This is a genomic window from Amycolatopsis umgeniensis, assembly GCF_014205155.1.
Lineage (GTDB): Bacteria > Actinomycetota > Actinomycetes > Mycobacteriales > Pseudonocardiaceae > Amycolatopsis > Amycolatopsis umgeniensis.
In genome coordinates, this window is the sequence record NZ_JACHMX010000001.1 from 1655133 (window position 1) to 1674653 (window position 19521).

19 protein-coding genes, 1 tRNA gene and 2 pseudogenes are annotated in these 19521 nt (G+C 66.1%); 13 read left to right on the plus strand and 9 right to left on the minus strand.

Annotated elements, in window-relative coordinates:
* The first annotated feature begins 76 nt into the window (after window positions 1-76).
* From HDA45_RS07180 to HDA45_RS07190, 3 genes are all read left to right on the plus strand, one after another.
* Complete coding sequence (locus HDA45_RS07180; protein WP_184893043.1) at window positions 77-925, plus strand: Scr1 family TA system antitoxin-like transcriptional regulator; 849 nt, start codon at window positions 77-79, stop codon at window positions 923-925.
* A 113-nt stretch (window positions 926-1038) separates the two neighbouring features.
* Window positions 1039-1923: an SAM-dependent methyltransferase gene (locus HDA45_RS07185; protein WP_184893045.1), complete on the plus strand. Its 885-nt coding sequence runs from the start codon at window positions 1039-1041 to the stop codon at window positions 1921-1923.
* Between the two features lie 431 nt (window positions 1924-2354).
* Window positions 2355-2786: an STAS domain-containing protein gene (locus HDA45_RS07190; protein WP_184893047.1), complete on the plus strand. Its 432-nt coding sequence runs from the start codon at window positions 2355-2357 to the stop codon at window positions 2784-2786.
* A gap of 72 nt (window positions 2787-2858) precedes the next feature.
* On the opposite strand, the gene HDA45_RS07195 is transcribed toward HDA45_RS07190, so the two are convergent.
* The 3 genes and pseudogenes from HDA45_RS07195 to HDA45_RS07205 form a co-directional block, all read right to left on the minus strand.
* A complete protein-coding gene (locus HDA45_RS07195) occupies window positions 2859-4961 on the minus strand; it encodes a xanthine dehydrogenase family protein molybdopterin-binding subunit (RefSeq protein WP_184893049.1) in 2103 nt (700 codons plus the stop codon).
* Complete coding sequence (locus HDA45_RS07200; protein ID WP_184893051.1) at window positions 4958-5962, minus strand: FAD binding domain-containing protein; 1005 nt, start codon at window positions 5960-5962, stop codon at window positions 4958-4960. The genes HDA45_RS07195 and HDA45_RS07200 overlap by 4 nt, the downstream gene beginning before the upstream one ends.
* Window positions 5959-6492: pseudogene (locus HDA45_RS07205) on the minus strand ((2Fe-2S)-binding protein). Before HDA45_RS07205 ends, HDA45_RS07200 begins: the two are co-directional and overlap by 4 nt.
* A gap of 879 nt (window positions 6493-7371) precedes the next feature.
* On the opposite strand from HDA45_RS07205, the gene HDA45_RS07210 reads away from it, so the two are divergent.
* Together HDA45_RS07210 and HDA45_RS07215 are read left to right on the plus strand one after the other, a co-directional pair.
* Window positions 7372-7662 carry a hypothetical protein gene (locus HDA45_RS07210; RefSeq protein ID WP_184893053.1) on the plus strand — a complete coding sequence of 97 codons (291 nt, stop codon included), beginning with the start codon at window positions 7372-7374 and terminating at the stop codon, window positions 7660-7662.
* A gap of 100 nt (window positions 7663-7762) precedes the next feature.
* On the plus strand, window positions 7763-9160 hold the full coding sequence (locus HDA45_RS07215; protein WP_184893055.1) for a PIN-like domain-containing protein: 1398 nt from the start codon (window positions 7763-7765) through the stop codon (window positions 9158-9160).
* Between the two features lie 339 nt (window positions 9161-9499).
* On the opposite strand, the gene HDA45_RS07220 is transcribed toward HDA45_RS07215, so the two are convergent.
* Window positions 9500-9889, minus strand: a complete 390-nt coding sequence (locus HDA45_RS07220; protein ID WP_184893057.1) for an NAD(P)-dependent oxidoreductase — start codon at window positions 9887-9889, stop codon at window positions 9500-9502.
* A 233-nt stretch (window positions 9890-10122) separates the two neighbouring features.
* On the opposite strand from HDA45_RS07220, the pseudogene HDA45_RS07225 reads away from it, so the two are divergent.
* Window positions 10123-10555, plus strand: a pseudogene (locus tag HDA45_RS07225) (tyrosine-type recombinase/integrase); the annotation flags it as partial.
* A gap of 156 nt (window positions 10556-10711) precedes the next feature.
* Here the strand turns inward: HDA45_RS07225 and HDA45_RS07230 are convergent.
* A tRNA-Leu gene (locus tag HDA45_RS07230) sits at window positions 10712-10785 on the minus strand.
* A 173-nt stretch (window positions 10786-10958) separates the two neighbouring features.
* On the opposite strand from HDA45_RS07230, the gene HDA45_RS07235 reads away from it, so the two are divergent.
* On the plus strand, window positions 10959-11573 hold the full coding sequence (locus tag HDA45_RS07235; RefSeq protein WP_037321496.1) for an ANTAR domain-containing response regulator: 615 nt from the start codon (window positions 10959-10961) through the stop codon (window positions 11571-11573).
* 64 nt (window positions 11574-11637) lie between these two features.
* Here HDA45_RS07235 and HDA45_RS07240 read toward each other — a convergent pair whose 3' ends face one another.
* The 4 genes from HDA45_RS07240 to HDA45_RS07255 form a co-directional block, all read right to left on the minus strand.
* On the minus strand, window positions 11638-12855 hold the full coding sequence (locus HDA45_RS07240; RefSeq protein WP_184893060.1) for an alkaline phosphatase: 1218 nt from the start codon (window positions 12853-12855) through the stop codon (window positions 11638-11640).
* A 63-nt stretch (window positions 12856-12918) separates the two neighbouring features.
* Window positions 12919-13605, minus strand: coding sequence for a response regulator (locus tag HDA45_RS07245; protein WP_425491674.1), 687 nt, complete (start codon window positions 13603-13605; stop codon window positions 12919-12921).
* Complete coding sequence (locus HDA45_RS07250; protein WP_184893062.1) at window positions 13578-15131, minus strand: histidine kinase; 1554 nt, start codon at window positions 15129-15131, stop codon at window positions 13578-13580. The genes HDA45_RS07245 and HDA45_RS07250 overlap by 28 nt, the downstream gene beginning before the upstream one ends.
* 10 nt (window positions 15132-15141) lie before the next feature.
* Window positions 15142-16584: an alpha/beta fold hydrolase gene (locus HDA45_RS07255; RefSeq protein WP_184893064.1), complete on the minus strand. Its 1443-nt coding sequence runs from the start codon at window positions 16582-16584 to the stop codon at window positions 15142-15144.
* 246 nt (window positions 16585-16830) lie between these two features.
* On the opposite strand from HDA45_RS07255, the gene HDA45_RS07260 reads away from it, so the two are divergent.
* The 6 genes from HDA45_RS07260 (at window position 16831) to HDA45_RS07285 (ending at window position 19511) form a co-directional block, all read left to right on the plus strand.
* Window positions 16831-17301: an Asp23/Gls24 family envelope stress response protein gene (locus tag HDA45_RS07260; protein WP_184893066.1), complete on the plus strand. Its 471-nt coding sequence runs from the start codon at window positions 16831-16833 to the stop codon at window positions 17299-17301.
* 41 nt (window positions 17302-17342) lie between these two features.
* Entirely contained in the window at window positions 17343-17519 is a 177-nt protein-coding gene (locus HDA45_RS07265) for a hypothetical protein (RefSeq protein WP_005154991.1), read from the plus strand.
* Between the two features lie 5 nt (window positions 17520-17524).
* Window positions 17525-17911, plus strand: a complete 387-nt coding sequence (locus HDA45_RS07270; RefSeq protein WP_184893068.1) for an Asp23/Gls24 family envelope stress response protein — start codon at window positions 17525-17527, stop codon at window positions 17909-17911.
* Window positions 17908-18435, plus strand: a complete 528-nt coding sequence (locus HDA45_RS07275; RefSeq protein WP_184893070.1) for a DUF6286 domain-containing protein — start codon at window positions 17908-17910, stop codon at window positions 18433-18435. Before HDA45_RS07270 ends, HDA45_RS07275 begins: the two co-directional genes overlap by 4 nt.
* Window positions 18432-18998 (plus strand): alkaline shock response membrane anchor protein AmaP, encoded by a 567-nt coding sequence (locus HDA45_RS07280; protein ID WP_184893071.1) that lies wholly within the window; start codon window positions 18432-18434, stop codon window positions 18996-18998. Before HDA45_RS07275 ends, HDA45_RS07280 begins: the two co-directional genes overlap by 4 nt.
* A 69-nt stretch (window positions 18999-19067) precedes the next feature.
* A complete protein-coding gene (locus HDA45_RS07285) occupies window positions 19068-19511 on the plus strand; it encodes an ATP-binding protein (RefSeq protein WP_184893074.1) in 444 nt (147 codons plus the stop codon).
* The last annotated feature ends 10 nt before the right edge of the window (window positions 19512-19521 follow it).

Genomic DNA, 19521 nt, shown 5'->3' on the forward strand with positions numbered 1-19521 from the left:
GGTCGACGGGAATGTATCTTTTCAGTGGCCCTCAGAGGGGCGAGTGTTCCTTCGTGAGGCGAGATGGGGAGAAGGAGTGTCACGCGAGGCCGTCAATGCCCGCAGGGAGCTAGGCGCAAGCCTGAAGAAAGCGCGCGAGGCGATCGGATGCCCCCAGAAGCGGGCCGCGGCAGCTCTGGATTGCACGCAGCCGAAGATCAACAAGATCGAGAACGACCTCGTAGCGATCCGTCCTCAAGACTTGACCCGATTGCTGCGTTTCTACGAGGTACCCGACGCTGAGGCTGATCGCATCCGGATGCTGGCCGCGCAAGCGAAAGGCGGGCCCGTGGCGGGGATCCTCGCGAACCGCGACTACCTCACGCTCCTGAAGGCAGAGCGCGAGGCCGTGGAGATTCTCGGCTGTTACAGCGAGCGCCTTCCCAACCTGTTCCAGTGTGAGCCGTACATCATGAAGCAGTACGAAGTCGAGGGAGCCCTTTACGACTTCACATCCGTGCTCGAGGCACGCCAGGAGCGGGAAGCGCTGTTTCAGAGCGACAGGCCGCCACGGTACCGGGCGTTGTTCAGCCCGTCGTCGTTCGATCGGCTTCCCGGCGGCCGGAAGGCCGGGCTTTACCGCGAGCAGATCCAGCATCTGCGACGGATGATGGACGACTACGCAGATCACCTCTTCGTACACGTGGTGCCCTTCGAGGCCAACCTGGCTTACTGGCCCCATGACCTGACAATCCTGAGGCTCGACGGACAGGGCAAGGACATGGTCTACCACGAGTACGCCGGCGGCCCTGCCCGGATCTATCGCGGACGTCAGCAGGTCGAGAGCCACATCGGAGAGTGGGAGAAGGTGTTCCGGCAGGCGCTCAGCATCGAAGACAGCAGGGCCGCCCTCCTCGAGATGCACGACGCGGCTTCACGGTGGTGAGAGCCTTGGCTGTAACGAGGGCCCGACAGCAATCCGCCCTCGACGAGCGCGATCCCACTTATTCGCTAACATCGGAGAATATTCCGGAAGGCGACGACGGGGAGGCTCGGCCGATGTCCGAGAGAAAGTCTGATCCGGTTCCACCAGAAGGTGTCGACTTGAATCGACCGAGCGTCGCTCGGGTATACGACTATTACCTGGGAGGTACCGCCAACTGGGCGGTAGACCGCGACTTCGGCGATCGCGTGCGGTCAAAATTTCCACTGGTGAGGGATATCGCCCTGGCCAACCGCCAATTACTCAACCGGGTGGTCCGGCATTTGACCAAACGAGGTGTACGACAGTTCCTCGACATCGGCGCCGGCGTCCCGACCGCGGGCAACACACACCAGGTGGCCGACGAGGCACAGCGCGAAGCTGGCGCGACGCCGGACGTGCGCGTCGTTTACGTCGACAACGACCCGGTGGCGGTCGCGCACGCCAACATGCTCCTGAATCGGGAAGGTGACGCGTCCCGGCAGACCGTTGTCGAGGGCGACCTTCGCGATCCGGACGAGCTGTGGCGGCAAGCGATCGACACCCAATTGCTTGACCCGGATGAGCCGATCGCCTTGCTGCTCATCGCAGTACTTCACTTTCATCAACCAGACAGGGACGGCAACGATACCAGTCCCGAATCCGTCGCTCGATTCCGAGAACTGCTGCCGCGAGGCTCTTATATCGCGATATCACATGTAACCGACGAAGGTGTGCCAGAGGCGTCATCCAAGAGCCTTGCCGAGCTCAAACGAATGTACGACGAATCCAGCAGCAGTAACGTCATCCTACGGACGCGTGAACAAATCTCGGCGCTACTCGACGATTTCGAGATCATCGAACCGGGCTGGGTGTGGACACCGGACTGGCATCCGGAGGAGACCGGCCCGACCGCCCGTCCGGTGTCGTTCAACTCGTCGAATGAAGCGGTGGTCTGGGCGGGTGTGGGACAGAAGCCGTAGCCCTGACGGGAAACGCCGACTGGGCACCCGCCGGCGAGCTTCTCCTCGCCGGAAACCAGCACGCTGCCGCACTCCAGGCCGACGTCACCCACCCGGCCGACGTCCGTGCGGTCTTCGCCCGCTACCGCGTCGCCACGGTCTCCGGAAGCTGCCTCGCGCTCACTCACCTGGCCCGCGCACGGAATCTTCCTGCGCGTCGTCCGCGATTCGACAGTAACCCGCTTGGCCTAACAGCTCTGAGTCCGCGCAGGTCACGATCATGACCGCACTGCGACGCGGGAGTGGCGACGGTCTTCTACTCCATGAGAAGCCGAGTTGAAGACCGCGTTGGTTCCGACGCACGGCGAGGCGGTTTGTATCGTGGTGGCTGTTCTCGGTTCAGTAGCGCAGCCGGTGTCGTCGTGGATCAGCGAAACCCGGAGGTGTGGTGAGTGGCCGACGTGGTCAACGGATGGGGCTCGGTGCCTGATGGTGTGACACCCGCCCAAGCGAGGGTGTCCTGGGTGCCGGGGAACGCGATGGTGATCGCGTTGACCGGTGACCTGGACTCCACTTCGGTGCCCGTTCTCGCCTCGGCAGCAGCCCTGGTACTGGAGCGGGTCCCGCGGCCAGGGGTGATCGTGATCGACCTGGACGCGGTCACATTCCTGACCGTGGCCGGGATCCACGCGTTGCACCACGCCACCGACACCGCCGCGGCAGCGGGTGTCACGGTGCGGATCGCCCGCGGCCGCGACCGAGTCGTGGACCGCGCGTTGACCGCGACCGGCGCCGACGCTGTCCTGGACAGCTACCCCGACCGGCTCGCCGCCCTCGCCGCCGGCATCCGCGGCGAGTTCGACAACCTCATCCGCCATTCCTGACAAGACAGTCGTCCCTTCCCGACTTGGTCACGGACCCGCAGCGCGATCGTTTCGACATCATGCAGCAACGCCTCAGCGGCAGGCGTCCGGCAGACCGGGCAGCAGTTTGTCCAGGGTGATCGGCAGGTCGCGGACGCGGACGCCGGTGGCGTGATGGACGGCGTTGGCGATGGCCGCCGCGGTACCGACGATGCCGATTTCACCGATTCCTTTGCTGCCCATGGGGTTCACGCGAGGATCGACCTCGTCGAGCCATTCGGCGCGCAGGTCTTCGACGTCCGCGTTGGTCGCGATGTGGTACTCGGCGAGATCGTGGTTGACGACATGCCCGAAACGCGGGTCCAGGACGCTGTTCTCGTGCAACGCCATGGAAAGACCCATCGTCATTCCGCCGAGGAACTGCGATCGCGCCGTGACGGGGTTGATGATGCGTCCCGCGTCAAAGGTGCCATGGAGTCGTGACACCCGTATTTCCCCGGTGTCGGCGTCGACCCGTACCTCGGCGAACTGCGCGCCGAACGCATACATCGCGTAGTCGTCTTCGGCCGGATTGCCCGGAGTGTCGGCACTGATTTCGTCACCCTCGTCGGGCTCGGTACCGAACTTGTCCCGGAACGCCCGCGCGGACGCGACGAGGGCCGACCCCCAGGACGCGGTCCCGGTGGACCCGCCGGCAACGGTCGCGGCCGGGTAGACCGTGTCACCGATGCGGACGTCGACCGATTCAGTGGCCACGTCCAGTGCGTCGGCGGTGATCTGCGGCAGGACCGTCCACGCGCCGGTGCCCAGGTCGGCGGCGCCGATCTCCGCGGTGTAGCGGCCGTTCTCGAACCGGATCACGGCGGTGGAACCGGGCATGCGCTTCGCCGGGTGAACGGAGGCGGCCACGCCCGTGCCGATCAGCCATCGACCTTCTCGCCGACTGCCGGGGCGGGGATCCCGTTCCGTCCATCCGAAGCGTTCGGCGCCCGTCCGCAGGCAAGCCACAAGGTGACGGCTGGAGAACGGGTTGCCGGTCTCGGGATCGCGCTCCGGTTCGTTGAGCACGCGCAACTCGATGGGATCGAGGCCGAGCGCGACGGCGAGTTCGTCCATCGCGACTTCGGGGCCGAACATACCGGGACATTCGCCCGGCGCACGCATCCAAGACGGCACCGGCACATCGAGCGCGGCCAATCGATGAGAAGTCGCCCGGTTCGGTACGGCGTACATCATCCGCGTGGGTGCGGCGGTCTGTTCGGCGTACTCCTTGATCCGCGACGTCTGTTCGACGACGTCCATGCTGAGGGCCCGCAGCCTGCCGTCGCGGTCGGCGCCGAGCCGGACGCGCTGAATCGTGGGGGTGCGATAACCGGTGAGGCTGAACATCTGCTGCCGGGTCACCGCCAGTTTGACCGGCCGTCCGGGCAGGGCCCGTGCGGCCATCGCCGCGAGCACCACGTTGGCGTGCGGAGTGCCTTTCGATCCGAAGCCGCCGCCGACGTAAGGGCAGATCACCCGGACCCGCTCGCCGGGCAATCCGAACACTTCCGCGACCGTGGACCGCATCGGGTGAACGCCTTGGGTCGAGTCCCACAAGGTCAGTGTTTCGTTGTCCCACAACGCGGTGGTGGCGTGCGGTTCCAGGGGGTTGTTGTGGTACATCGCCGTCGTGTAGGTCTCGGTCACGGTCACCGCGGCGTCGTGGAGCGCGGTCTCGACGTCGCCTTCGGAAGTGTCGGACGGGAAATCCGCGTTGAGGATGTCCGGCTTGTACAGGTCGGATCGGTCCGCCGCGAACCGGGTGTCGTACGGCTGGGCGTCGTACTCCACGTCCACCAGTCCGGCGGCGTGCCGCGCGATTTCCGAGGTCTCGGCCAGCACGAGGGCGATCACCTGACCGCGGAAGGCGACATCCCGATCCTGCAGGACCGCCAGTTCGGCGTCTTCGGTCGAGGCGAGCCGCTCCGCGGTCAAGGGCGTGATCACGCGGAGAACACCTTCGAGGGCTTCCGCTTTTCCGGTATCGAACCGGACGCATTCGCCCCTGGCGACGTCGGCCTGAATGAGATGGCCGTACGCGGGCCGCTCGACCTGGGCTTCGTAGGCATACGGGGCCGTGCCGGTGACCTTCTTCCGTCCGTCGTCGCGAGTCCGGGCCTGGCCGATCGCACGCGGCTCCAGCAGTCCGGTCATCCTTCACCCTCCCTGGCCGTCAGGTCTCGCAGTACCGCGGCCATGGTGCGCGCCGCGAGCGGGATCTTGAACGCGTTGCCGCCATCGAGACCGTCCAACGGACGCGCGTCGGCGAGTTCGGCCTCGGCGGCCATCCGGAAAAGGTGGTCATCGGGCCTTCCGCCGCGGAGGACCTCTTCGGCACGGAGCGCGCGCCAGGGTTTGTGCGCCACTCCCCCGAAAGCGATCCTGACATCGTCGATCTTTCCGTCCGATTCGGACATCGCGGCGGCGACGGAAACGAGCGCGAAGGTATAGGAGGCCCGATCTCGGACCTTGCGGTAGGCCGACCGGCGGGTCCAGGGGGCGGGCAGGCTGATTTCGGTGATGAGCTCGCCGTGCTCCAGCACGGTGTCGTGTTCCGGATGGTCACCCGGCAGCCGGTGCAATTCGACGAACGGGACGCTTCGCGTGCCCGACGGACCGAGTACGCGCACCTGCGCCTCCAGCACCGACAACGCGACCGCCATGTCCGATGGATGTGTCGCGGCGCACCGTTCGGACGCCCCGAGGATCGCGTGGTGACGCGTGTAACCGTCGAGTGCGGAACAGCCGGAGCCGGGTGATCGCTTGTTGCACGGCGTCGTGACGTCCTGGAAGTACACGCATCGAGTGCGCTGCAAAGGATTTCCGCCGACGGTCGCCATATTCCGCAGCTGCGGTGAGGCACCCGACAACAGTGCCTCGGCCAGGACGGGATACCGCTCGAGCACACGACGGTCGGCCGCCAGATCGCTGTTGCGCACGCCAGCCCCGATCACCAAGCAACCGTCGCCGCTCTCGTGAATTTCTGTGGAGATGACACCGGTGACGTCGACGACGCGGGCCGGGTGCGTGATACCGAGCTTCAGATGGTCGACCAGGTTGGTCCCGCCGCCCAGGAAGACCGCTGTGGGGTCGCATGCCACGGTTTGCACGGCGTCGGCGGCGGTGGCCGCCCGGGTGAAGGTGAACGGTCTCATTCACTCGCCCCCGTCCGGTGGATGGCCGCGACGATGCCGTCGTAGGCGCCGCAACGGCAGAGGTTGCCGCTCATCCGTTCGGCGACTTCGGCTTCCGTCCACTGTGGAGCCGCGGTCACCGGCGTGGTGACATGACTGGGCGAACCGTCGCGGAATTCCGCCAGCAATCCCGCCGCCGAGCAGATCTGCCCAGGGGTGCAGTAGCCGCATTGCTAGGCGTCACACGCCAGAAAAGCCTTTTGCAACGGATTCAAGTCACCCTCGGCGGCCATACCGGCGGCCGTGGTGACATCGGCGCCTTCGCAGGTCACGGCGAGCACCAGGCAGGCCAGTATCCGGCGGCCGTCGAGCAGAACCGTGCAGGCTCCACACTGGCCGTGATCGCATCCTTTTTTCACACTGTGCACATCGAGGTGCTCTTGCACCAGGTCCAGCAAGGTTCGACGGGGATCTACGGTCGACCGGTACGCGATCCCGTCCACACGCAGATCGATCGTGTACGCCTCGACAGCCGGGTCGGCTGTGGCCACATCCTCACCGCCTCGTCCCTTGATCCTCTGTGTCGAGCGATACCCCGCTTTCATCGCTCCGAAACCGGCACCGGAAAGCCATGTATGTACGGGAAGACGCCAAGGCTTTCCACGGAAAGCTTCAACGAACTCGAAGGGAGCAAGACCAAGGCATGGGCATCGATCGCGGAACTAGGCAAAGCCGGGCCGCGCCCACTCGACGCACAGATATCGACCTTTTGGACGCACTGCCACACCTGGCACTGTTCGACATCACCCAGCTCGGGGTGAAGCTCGTGTAGATACTGTGTGCCCCCGGTGAGATTCGAACTCACACTGGACGGGTTTTGAATCCGGCCAGGAAGTAACCCACCACCTGTGACGACGTCGATGCGACCACCGTTTTGGGGGTGAGGCGGGGGTGTGCGTCCGTCTGAACGCCCTTTCAGGGGCACATCGAGCATGTCCAGGACGGATGTCAGTCGCCCCCCGCCAGCCGCACTGAGACCTGTACCCCTCCCGGTCTAGCTCGGGAGCGGCACAAGATGCTGGCAGGTGGTGGAACTACCAGGGCGACAGCCATTCTCTACGCTACGTAACCAAATCGGTCAAACACTAACCGTTGGTTAGCAACTACACATAGGGCTCCTGGGAAACCCGGGAAACAAACTCGCAAACCCGCAAATCTACCAACGTTGAATATTAGCTCTTTGTGCAGCTCAAAGGCACTTTCCGAGCCAGCGGAGTCACCAGATGTGAGTGCGACTCACATCCGGTGAACGGTAAAACTCGCCACCCGCCATCTGTCAGCATGTTTGGTCGACCGCTACGAAACGTCACCATAGCGGGCCGCCATTCGCGGCCTGCCGACTCCCACGAGCGGAAGGATACGATCGCACCATGCCTGAAGAGGAGCTGACGCAGCGCGTTGCCCGTCTTGAACGCCAGGTGGCCGAACTGGCCGAACGCTCGGCCGACGCCACGGCGGGGCGCGTACTCGCGGCAGGCGCCGATCGGGACGTCGCAGAAGTCCGCGCGGAGCTACGAGCCCACACAGGAACGCTCAATACCCTGCGCGAGGACCAGATCGACCTCCGGGAGGAGATGCGCCGCGGGTTCACCGCCGCCAACACGTCCCTTCAGCAAATCGTCGTCCTGCTTGAGGCGACCGGACAGGAAGACGGCAAATAACCCCGGTGCTAGACGGCGTCTCGAACCCACATGACCCGGGGCTCGCGACCAGGAGTGAAGCCTTACCCCCGGCCTGGCAGCCCCTCAGAGAGGCAAGAAAATGTCCAACGCGCGCGATTTCGCCAACCTGGCTGATAGTTTCGAAGGATACTTAACACCCACAGATCAAAACTATAAGGACCTTTTAAATTCAGGCGTTGTCATACTTGACGCCAACGTACTGTTAACCTTATACAGATACGCGCCAGCGACACGAGCAGATCTACTTGCAGTACTCGGAAAGCTCGGCGAACGCTTATGGATACCACATCAAGTTGCACATGAATTCTGGAAGAACCGAGAGAATGCACTAGGAGATCTCAAGAAAGTCACCAAGGAAGCGGCTGCCACTTTAAATGATCTCTCCTCTCAGGCTTCGCAGGCGCTCGCAACCTGGGCAAATCGAATTTCCTTGAACGACGAGAAGCGAGACAATGTAGCTACTCCCATAAAAAAAGGGTTTGAATCGGCAGTCAAATCAATCAACGACCTAGGCGACCTAGAGGGCAAGAATGGACACTGGGATACAAACAAGGACCAGATACTTGCAAGCGTCCAGGCTCTTTTGGTAGGAAAGGTAGGAAATCGACTTACAGAGGGCGAGGAAGTGGCAGCTCGCAAGGAAGCTGAGCGACGCATTGCGGCCAGTGAGCCTCCCGGATTCAAAGACGCCAAGAAAGATGACCCTTGCGGCGACTACCTCTTCTGGCTGCAAACACTTCAAGAAGCTCGCCGCCGGGAAGTGGATGTTCTAATCGTGACCGACGACTCTCGTAGCGACGATTGGTATCGACGGCAAGGCGGTCAAACGCGAGGTCCACGCCTCGAATTAATTCACGAGATGCGCGAATTTGCTAATTCCAGATTATACATGATGCGAACGCAATCACTTCTCTATCATGCAGGGCGAGCACTGCAAGTTGACGTAAGTCCTTCGTCGGTAGAAGAGGTGGCCCAGTTAAGCGAAAAGTCAAGTTTGACTTCAAAGGAAGCCGCACGAAGCTCGACCGAAGTTGCGGAACATTTGCACAGTCTGGACAGCGAAATGGAGGAGATGGCCCTCTACAATAAAAGGTCGGATGAACGCAGAAATAGACTAAGCACGGAATTGTCCGAAGCTAGAACAAGATACGAAGAACATCTGGAAGAAATAGGCTTCCATGTGAAGAGATCCGAATCACCCGAATGGGACATTGACGCCCACAGGAAGGACACTCTTCTCCGATTCTGCTTCCTGAGCGAGGATTATGCTGCGCGCGCGACCCTGATGAAAGTAAGATTGCCGAGACTGCTCGATGATCTCACTAAGCGTCACCCAAATGACACCATCTTTTTTCCTGTCAAACCAAGTGAAGACGTTCTGGAAATTCTCAATTATTACGGCTTCGGAGTCGTTTGGCTTGGCTTGAACGAATGGGAAGGAAACACTCAGGCAATGAAGGCGGGCATGGTGTTCTAATGCCACCTAGCTCCTGACCTGTGATTTTGCCGAACTTTTAGCCCCTGTGCCCATACTATGCCCGCCACAGGGGCAGCAGATGAAAGTGACTTGCCCGACGACAACTGCTTCGTGACAACCTTCGAGCCTTGCAGATCGGGAGCCTGAAAGATGTACTGATTCAAACAGCGCTCAGCGGCGGCGTTCGATGTTCGACGGCTCGCCGCCGTCGAGGAAAGCCTTGATTTGCCGTACAGCGACGTCGTAGCAGCGTTGAGCGATGCCAGGGACGTTCTTCGACATGTGCGGACTAATGATGACGCCGGGGCAGGCGAAGAGTGGATGGCCAGCTGGCAGAGGCTAAGGGCGGGTGACGTCAAGAGCTGCGCGGAGTCGCCCAGTGCACAGTTCAGAGATCAGCGCGTCAGTGTCGACGATTTCGCCCCGTCCGACGTTGATCAGCAGCGCGTCGTCGGGCATCGCCGCCAGGAACTTCTGGTCGACCAGTTGGCGCGTGTCGAGGGTAAGTGGTGCCGCGATCACGACGATGTCGTGGTCAGCGATCAGCCTCGGAATGTCATCGGTGCCATGCACGCCGTCCCGTACGGTACTCGCGACCAGCGTGGTAGTGGCATCGAGTTTGCGAAGCCGCTCTGCCGAGGCCAAGCCGATGTGGCCGGCGCCGATGATGCCGATGATGAGGACCGTTTCCCAGCGACCGTGTCCGGGTCGACCTTGCGGTGCGCCCAAATACTCGCGCGCTGGTAATCCAGCAGAGCAGGCCATCCTCGATACAGACAGAGCACTGCGGACAGGACCCATTCGGAGACAGAGTGCGCATGACCGCCTCGAGCACTGGCTAGGACCATGTCGGCGGGCACGTGCGGCACCCATTCGTCGGTTCCAGCGGACAGGAGTTGCGTCATCTTGAGGTGGGGAAGTTGGGAAACCAGCGGAATCGGCCGATGGCTGCCTCGGAAGGAAACCGTCGACAGCTCAAGCAGCGCGCGAAAGGCGAGATACGCATCGTGCCATCGCCCCGCCGCTCACCGCGATCCTCCACGCGCACCTGGCTGAGCACGGCGTGGCGGCGGACGCCTGTTCCGAAGCCTTACTGGTGGCGATCTCGCTGAGTCGACGATCGCGAGGGGCTGGGACAACGCACGCAAGGCGGCGCTGACCGAGGCCGAGTACGCCTCACAACTGGCAAGGCGGCCATACGACCTTCGCCACGCCTGCGTGTCCACGTGGCTGGCGGGCGGTGTCCCGTCCACCCAATGCGCCGAGTGGGCCGGACACTCCGTGGCGGTGCTGCACCAGATCTACGCCAAGGCGATTGCCGGGCTGGAATCCGCCGCGTATCAACGGATCGAACAGGCCCTGGGCTGGACGGAGGACATGGACGAGAACGAGTGACGCAGCCCGATACCGAGCGCCGAGGAAATTTGGGGGCGTATTGGGGGCGGCCACCCGTAGGACACCGGTTTTCACCAGATACAGCCGGACAACATGGGACTGGCCCCTCACCTGATTTTCCCTGGCGAGGGGCCGGTTTCTGCTGGTCCTGCTGTGTGCCCCCGGTGAGATTCGAACTCACACTGGACGGGTTTTGAATCCGTTGCCTCTGCCAGTTGGGCTACGGGGGCGGTACGGGGTGAACTTTACGGGATCCCGGGAGCGCGGCTTCCGCCGGGCCCGGGAGTGTGACGACCGTCTGACGTGGTGAACGCCATCTAGCCGACTGGATCGTTCCCGGTAGGCTTCAGGTTCGCGGACAGCCCGCGAGCCGAACTGCCCGACGACCTTCAGGAGGACCCCGGTGACCGAGCAGGCTGCCGAGGCCAACGGTGCCGTCGCCGCACCCCAGCGGCGGGTGCTCGTGGCCGAAGATGAGGCCCTCATCCGTCTGGACCTCGTCGAGATGCTCCGCGAAGAGGGCTACGAGGTTGTCGGTGAGGCCGGGGATGGCGAGCAGGCCATCAACCTTGCCACCGAATTGAAGCCCGACCTGGTGATTCTCGACGTCAAGATGCCCAAGCTCGACGGGATCGAGGCCGCTTCCAAGATCACCGGCGACCGGATCGCGCCGGTCGTCATTCTCACCGCGTTCAGCCAGCGCGACCTCGTCGAGCGGGCGAGGGACGCGGGCACGATGGCGTACCTGGTCAAACCGTTCGCCAAGCGGGACCTGGTGCCCGCCATCGAGCTGGCCGTGAGCCGGTTCGCCGAGCTCCAGGCGCTCGAGTCCGAGGTGGCGGGCCTCACCGACAGGCTCGAGACCCGCAAGGTCATCGACAGGGCCAAGGGCCTGCTGATGAGCCGTCAGGGGCTCACCGAGCCGGACGCGTTCCGTTGGATACAGCGCACCGCGATGGACCGCAGGACCACGATGAAGGCGGTGGCCGAGGCCGTCGTCGAGAGCATCGGCGGCTGACGAACTCAAGGCTGACGAACTCGAAAAAGGGCCACCTCCGGCGACGGAGGTGGCCCTTTTCCGCTCATGACCCGCTTGCCGCCCGCATCACCCAGTAGACGTCGGTGTTCTCGACCGTGCCACCCAAACGGGTGGCGCCGGGGCCTTCGGCGGTGACGGGGGTGTCGGCGCCGGTGTGGTCGTGCGTCGTCCAGTCCGCAGTGAACTGGAGCTTCGAGCCCGGTACGTCGAACGGGCCGTCCTGGTCGGGATCGGTGTCGGAGTCGTCGTAGTTCTCGATGCTCAGTCCACCGGTCTCGTGGTCGCCGCCGATGATCACCAGCGTGTCGGGGTGCGTGCGGACGAACCGCATGACCTCGGCGATCGTGGCGTCGAGGGCGCGGCCCGCGTCGATCACGCCGTGGGCGTTGTTTTCGTGCGACATCCCGTCGGTTCCCTCTTCTTCCAGGAAGAGGAAGAAGCCGCGCGGGTTCTTCGACAGCGTGTCCAGCGCCTTGCGCGCCATCTGCTGGAGCGGCACCCGCGGCGCGTACTTCCCGACGCCGTCCGGGCCGTAGTCGACCATGTCCTCGTTCGCGAACAGGCCGAGGATCCGGTTCGCCCGCGTGTTCCGCAGTTCGTCGGCGTCACGCACGTAGGTGTAGCCCGTTCGCTGCGCGCGTTCGACCAGGTTGCCGTAGGGGCTGCGGCTCTCCTCCCCCGGCTTGTCCGGCCAGAGACCGGGGTTCCCCTTCGGGTACCACCAGTCCTCGCCGCCGCCGAGCAAGACGTCCGGACGGCTGCTTTCGATGTACTGCTTCGCGATGTCGCTCTGCGAATCCCGGCTCGGCACGTGCGCCGCGAACGCCGCAGGCGAGGCACCCGTCACCTGCGCGGTGGTGACCAGGCCTGTCGACTTCCCTGCCCGCTTCGACCGTTCGAGGATCGTTTCCAGCGGCCGTCCGTGGACGTCCACGCCGACGGCGCCGTTGCGCGTCTTGTGCCCGGTCGCGAGGGCGGTGGCCGCCGCGGCGGAATCGGTGACGATCTCGTCCGGGTCGTCCGAAGACGTCCGCACCAGACCGGTGGCCGCGAGCCCGTCCATCGCCAGTTCGCCGCGCTTGCCCTTGAGCGCCAGCCGGAGCAGGTCCCGCTGACCGAGGCCCAGGCCGTCGCCCTGGATGTAGATGATGTTGCGCGCCACCCGCGCGCCGGACCCCGCCGTCGTCGTGTCCGCGACGGCGGCCGAGCCACCGCACAGGACCACCAGAACCGTCGCCGCCGCCAGACCACGTCCGCGCACATCGCCTCCCGTTAGTTAGGAACCTTTCCTAACAGAGAAGTCACGCGAAGGCCAGAGGCCCGCTCAGCCGCGCAGCATCCCGGCGTCGTGGGCGAGGATCGCCGCCTGGACGCGGTTCGCGCAGCCGAGCTTGGCGAGGATCCGGCTGACGTGGATCTTCACCGTTCCGCTCGACAGCCGCAGTTCCCCCGCGATCTCCGCGTTGCCCAACCCCCGCCCCACCCGCACCAGGACGTCGAGTTCGCGGGCGGTCAGCCCCTCGAGCCTCCGCTTTGCCCGCGCGACGCTCTCGGCGTCGGCCGCGTCGGTGTCCCGGAACCGGTCGATGACCTGCTTCGCGATCCTGGGTGACAGCACCGCGTCGCCGGTGGCGGCCGACCGCACGGCTTGGATGAGCTGTGCCGGATCGGTGTCCTTGAGCAGGAAACCGGCCGCTCCCGCGCGCAGCGCCCTCGCCACGTAGGCCTCGTCCCCGAACGTGGTGAGCATGATGACCCGCACCCCCGGCGCGACCCGGCCGAGCTCCTCCACCGCGGCGAGCCCGTCGACCCTGGGCATCCTGATGTCCATCAGCGCGACGTCCACGGGCATCCGCCGGACGACGTCGATCGCCTCCGCGCCGTCGGACGCCTCGGCCACGACGTCGATGTCGCCCGCCTGGTTCAGCAGGAGTCGTGCGCCCGCTCGCAGCAGCGGTTCGTCGTCGGCGAGCAGAACCCGGATCATCGTGGCACCGGGACTTCGAACCATGTCTTCTCCACCAACCCGTTGTCGCCGAAACAGAACCGGAAGATCGCGGCGGTTTCGGCGTCCGGCGGATCGTCCGCGGGGGCGTAGACGCAGTAGGTGTCCTCGGGGATCGGCGGCTCGTGGCCCTGCGCGGCGACCTGAGCGGAGGGTTCGTTCGGACCGAACCAGGCCTCGACCTCTTCCGGTGTCATCCCGATCTTGACGCTGGCGAGCGGATCCTCGTGGTCGGCGGGGGTGAGCGGCGGTACGAAGGCCAGCGTCGTCAGCAGCAGCGCGGCGACGGCGGCGAGGCCGGTGGTCAGCATCAGACCGGACAGGATCCGGCCCGGCCGCTTCCCGGTATCCGCGACAGGCGGGTCTTCGCCCGCTTCTTCGGCCAGAGGCGCGTCCGCCCGCTTCGGCAGATCCGCCGTGACGGCGAAGCCACCATCCGGATCCGGCCCGGCCGTGAACGTGCCACCGAGGAGACGGACACGCTCGCGAAGGCCGACGAGCCCTCGCCCGGTGCCGGGCAACCGCTCCCCCACGACCGGCTCGGCACCGTTGCGCACCACGATCTTCACCAGGTCGGGGCCATGGTCGACGACGACGGAGACCGAAGCCGCGGCGGCGTGTTTGTGGACGTTGGTCAGCGCCTCCCGCACCACCCGGTGCACGGCGCGGCGGACCGGTGGCCGGACGCCGTCGAGGTCCGTCCCGCGCCACTCGAACGTCACGTCGAGGCCGGCGTCGCGCGAGGACGCCACCAGATCCGCGATATCGCTCTCGGTCCCGGCCGCGTCGGTGGCCTCCGCGGGCTCCACCGGTTCCCCGCCCGGCCGCAGGATGCCGAGGGACTGCCGCAGTTCCTCGAGCGCGACCTTCGCCGTGGTCCGGACGTGCCGCGCCGCCTGCCGCAGCTCCGGATCCCTGCCCTCGGCGGCGACCTCCAGCGCGCCCGAGAACATCGTGATGAGGCTGAGCCGGTGCCCGAGCTGATCGTGCATCTCCTCGGCGATCCGCGAACGTTCTTCCAGCCGCGCCCGTTCCCTGGTCACCTGACGGGCTTCCGCGAGCGATTCCGCCCGCTCCCGCAACGCCACCACCAGCCGGACCTGCTGCGCCTGCATCGCGCCGACCAGCGCGGGCAGGACGAGGCAGGACACCGTCGAGACGGCGATCACCACGAGCACGTACTGCCAGCGGAAAGCGGGCTGGGTCAGCAGTACGACGGCGGCCGGGAGCAGCGCCGCGAGGCCGAACAGCGGCCACCGCCGGTCCCGCGTCCCCGCCGTGTACGCGATGACGGCGAGAGCGACACCGGTGGCGGGGAACAACCCGAACAGCACCGTCGCGGCGAGCAGCGCGGTCACCGCGAACCGGCGGCGCGCCACCGTCAGCACGACGGCGCACGCGATCACCGCGGTCAGCACCGGCGCCGACGGGGAGAACACCTCCGGCCAGCCCCACGCGGGCAGCAGATCGGAGAGGAAGATCGTCACGCCCGCGACGAATCCGGCGAGGAGTACCTCCGCGAGCACGGTCACGCTTTCAGCATCACACGGGACCGGTGGCGCAGCGGGCCGGGGCGGCGGGAATCGTCAAGTCGACCAGATACCGGCTGACACCTTCGTCCACACAGGACGCGCCGCCGCCGTAGACGGCGTGCCCGACGTCCTCATTGGACAGCAGCACCGCCGATTTGAGAGTGCCTGCCAGATGCTGCGCCCAGCCATAAGGGGTGGCGGCGTCTCTCGTGGTCCCGACGAGCAGGATGGGTGGCGCGCCGTCGGCGCGGACCGTCCGGGCCGGAGTCGTCGAGGTCGGCAGGAAGGCGCAGCCGAGCGCCTCCGTGCCGGAGGAGAGCCGGGACACCCGGCGCAGCTCTCGCGCGGCTTCCTCGTACGCGGCCAGGTCCGTGGGATGCGCGCGGTCCAGGCAATTGACGACGGTGAGCGCGTCGGTCGTGTCGGTCGAGGTCTCCGCCGGGCCGTCGTCCTCCGGCGAGTCGTCCGCCGGAGCGTCGGCGCCGAGGATGATCTCGGACAGCTCCGCCCAGTCCGCCGGAAAAGTGAGCTTCGAGGAGATCTCGTCACGGAGACCCTCGCTGTCGCCCGCTTTGTCCGCCTTGGACAGCACCCTGTCCACCGTGGCGAGGATTTCGGTCTCGTCCTCGCCAGGGCACGGCTTGCTCGTCCTGGTGGCGCATTGCCTCGCGTAGGTGAGCAGCGTGTCTTCGACGCTCTTCGCCTGCTCGACGGTGTCGGCCCGCCAATCCAGATAGGTGTTGTCGACGCCGTCGAGCACCATCGCGCGAACCTTCTTCGGGAACCGGTCGGCGTACAACTGCCCGATCCGCGTCCCGTAGGAGTAACCGAGGTAGTTCAGCTTTTCCTGACCGGTGACCACGCGCAGGACGTCGAGGTCGCTGACGACGTCGTCGGTGCCCAGATGCCGCAGCACGTCCTCACCGGTGCCCCGCAGGCACGCCTCGGCGTACTGCCGCGTTTTCGGGACCTCGGCGCCGATCAGCGGCAGCCCCTCGGGCGCCTTCGAAGTGGGTTCGCCTTCGGTGTCGCACCGGATCCGCGGTTCACTGCCGCCGATTCCCCGCGGGTCGAAGCCGACCAGGTCGAACCGTTCCCGGACCGAGGCGGGCCAAGTGCCCGCGACGTCCTTCACCATGGCGACCCCGGATTGCCCGGGGCCACCCGCGCCGGCGACGAGCGTGCCGAGCCGGTTTTCCGGCCGGGTCGCTCCGGCTTTGATCAACGGCAGCGTGAACTTCGGCCCGTCGGGTCGCCGGTAATCCGCCGGCACGGTCAGCTTCGCGCAGTGGAACGCCTCACACGGCCGCCAGTCCAGGCCCTGACGGTAGAACGACGTCAGCGAAGCCTGGTGTTCCGGTTCGTCCACTTTGGCCACCGGCGCCGGGCTTCCTTGCGACGTCGTGCATCCGGCGACCAGCGCGACGGACAGCACCACACACTTCCAGCTCACACGAAACTCCTGCTTTCGGGACACCGGGTGATCAAACCCCGTCGCCCCCTCCTCGCACGACCCTCGACAGGCTGAAAGTCCGGGCCGCCGTCGGCCACGAGGACTAGCCCGAAAGACATACCCACGAACGGTGAGATCCAGACCACACGATCGGGTCGTGACGATCTTGGCGCGGCTGGGTCTATGGAGTGTGGAAGCGCAAGAACTTCCGCCACAGGCAACGGAATACGAACCGAGGAGATCGCGATGACGAACACCGCCACCACCGCCAAGCCGACTTCGAACTCCCACTCCGCCGCCCCCGCCGAGAACGGCGCGCTCGTCTCCACCCAGGGCGTGACCACGATCGCCGACACCGTCGTGCAGAAGGTCGCGGGCCTCGCGACCCGTGAGATCACCGGCGTCCACGCGCTCGGCGGTGGCGCCGTGCGGGCGTTCAACGCGCTGCGCGAGCGCATCCCGGGCGCCACCGCGTCCGCCGGGCAGGGTGTCTCCGTCGAGGTCGGCGAACGCCAGGCCGCCGTCGACCTGCAGATCGTCGTCGAATACGGCGTCGCGATCGCGGATCTCGCCAAGTCCGTGCGCCGCAACGTGATCGGCGCCGTCGAGCAGATGACCGGACTCGAGGTCGTCGAGGTCAACATCAACGTGTCCGACGTGCACATCCCGGGCGACGACGACACCGACGAGCAGCCCGAGTCCGGCCGCGTCCAGTGACCACCGGCGCCGGTCCGCGCCCCACAGCAAGGAGAACGTTCATGAACGCCACCCATCTCGGCCTGTTGACCGGTCTCGTGCTCGGCGTGGCCGGCGCGTTCGGCGGCTTCGGCGCCTTCCTCGTCGTGCTCGTGCTCGCCGTCCTCGGCCTGCTGGTCGGCCGGTTCCTCGACGGCAAGCTCGACCTTTCGGCCCTGGCCGGCCGCGACAGGGGCTGAGCGCCATGACGACCATGACCCCCGCCGCGCCGGAAACGGACGGGCGCGGCGGGCTGACCGTGGCCGTCGGTGCCGTCGAACGGATCGCCGCACGGGCGATCACCGAACTCGACGGCATCGGCGGCGCGGCCTCCCGGGTGCTCGGGATCGCGGTCGGCGGCGAAGACCTCGACCAAGGCGCCAAGGTGAGCGCGAACGTCACCGGCTCGACGGCCACTTTGGACGTCCGGCTGTCGGTGACGTACCCGCTTTCGGTCCGCGCCACCACCGAAACCGCGCGGAAGCACTTGATCCACCGCGTCGGCGAACTCTCGGGCCTGACCGTCACCCGGGTCGACATCACCGTGACGGCCCTGCACTCCGCGGAGACCGAAACGAGGAGGGTCCGATGAAACGGCGCCCCCGCCGCAGCCTTCCGGCCGTACTCGTCGCCCTCGTGGTGCTCGCCGGCTGTGTCCTGGCCGCCGCCGTCGCGGTCCAGACGATCATCGGGGAGAAACCGTGGATCAGTTACGACGCCGTCGCGTCCGCGCTGCACGACACCCGATGGAGTGATCCGATTCCGGCGATCGCCGGTGGTGTGGTCGCGCTGATCGGCCTGCTGCTCCTCGTGAGCGCGATCGTCCCGGGAAGGCCGACCGTGCTGCCGCTCGAAGGCGGCACGGACACCGGCGCCTCCCGGCGCAGCTACCGGTCGACACTGCGCACCGCCGCCTCCACTGTGGACGGCGTTTCGGCGGCGAAGCTGAAGGTCAAGCGGCGCGGCATCGTCTCGGTGGTGACCACCGGGCGGACCAACACCGCGGGACTCGCCGACGCCGTCCGCGCCGCCATCGAGCACCGTCTCGCCCAGATCGGCCCCGCGACCGTGCCCGCCGTGCGGGTCCGGGTCAAGGCCACCAGGAGCGCGTCATGACCGACCTCAACCGTCCCGCCCGTCTGAACCGCACCCTTCTGGTGCTGACCGGTCTCGTACTGCTCGCCGGTGGCGGGTTCGCCGTCGGCACCCATTTCGGCAAGATCCCCCTGCTCGCGCCCGGCACCACGCTCGTTCCCGGCACGGCACTGCCGCCCGGCTGGGCCTGGTACGCCGTCGCCGGGGGTGCGGTGGTCGTCGGGCTGCTGGCGCTGCGCTGGCTCATCGCGCAGCCCGTCCGCAAACCCAAGTCCCGCACCTGGCGTTTCGACCAGGACACGGGCCAGACCGCGCTGGCCGCGAGCACCGCGGTGGAACCGTTCGTGGCGGAGGTGGCGACCTATCCCGGCGTCCACGCCGCGCACGCCACGCTGGGTGGCACCCAGGACTCGCCGGTGCTGGCCGTGGTGCTGAGCGCCGAGCAGGACGGCGATCTGGCCGCCATCCGCGAACGGGTCACCGAGGAAGGCCTGCCGCGCCTGCGTCAGGCGCTGGACCTCGGCGAACTCCCGATGACCATCGAGTTCCGCTTCTCCGCCAAAACCGGTTCCAGAATTCACTAGCACCCGTCCGCGACGCCGTCGGCACCGAACACCCCTGTGAGAGGTGTTCGGTGAGGGGAGCTGGGTGCGGTGAACGGTGGCCAGGCGGATCTGGAAGCGGAACTCGACCGATTGTGCCGCCGGGTCGCCGGCGCCGCGGAAGTCACCATCGACCTGCGAAATCGCCCCGAACTGCGCCGGATCCGGTCCGTGGCCGCCGACAACCTGGGCTTCGGCCGGAGCGAGGACGAACCGCTCGGCGCCCTGCTGCTGGTGATCGACGAGCTGGTCAGCAACGCCTATCGGCATACGGACGGACCTGCCGAGTTGCGTGTCGCGCGGCAGGTCCGCAGCTTCATGGTCGAGGTCTCCGACGATGATCCGGGGCTGGCGGCCCTGCGCTCCGCCCCCACCACGACGCACTACGGTCTCCGGCTGGTCGGCCAGCTTTCCCTCGATTGGGGTTTCCGGACCGAGCGGACCGGGAAAGCGGTTTGGGCGCTGGTTCCCGCGCAGATGTACTACGAGCGATGAGGAGTTCCCG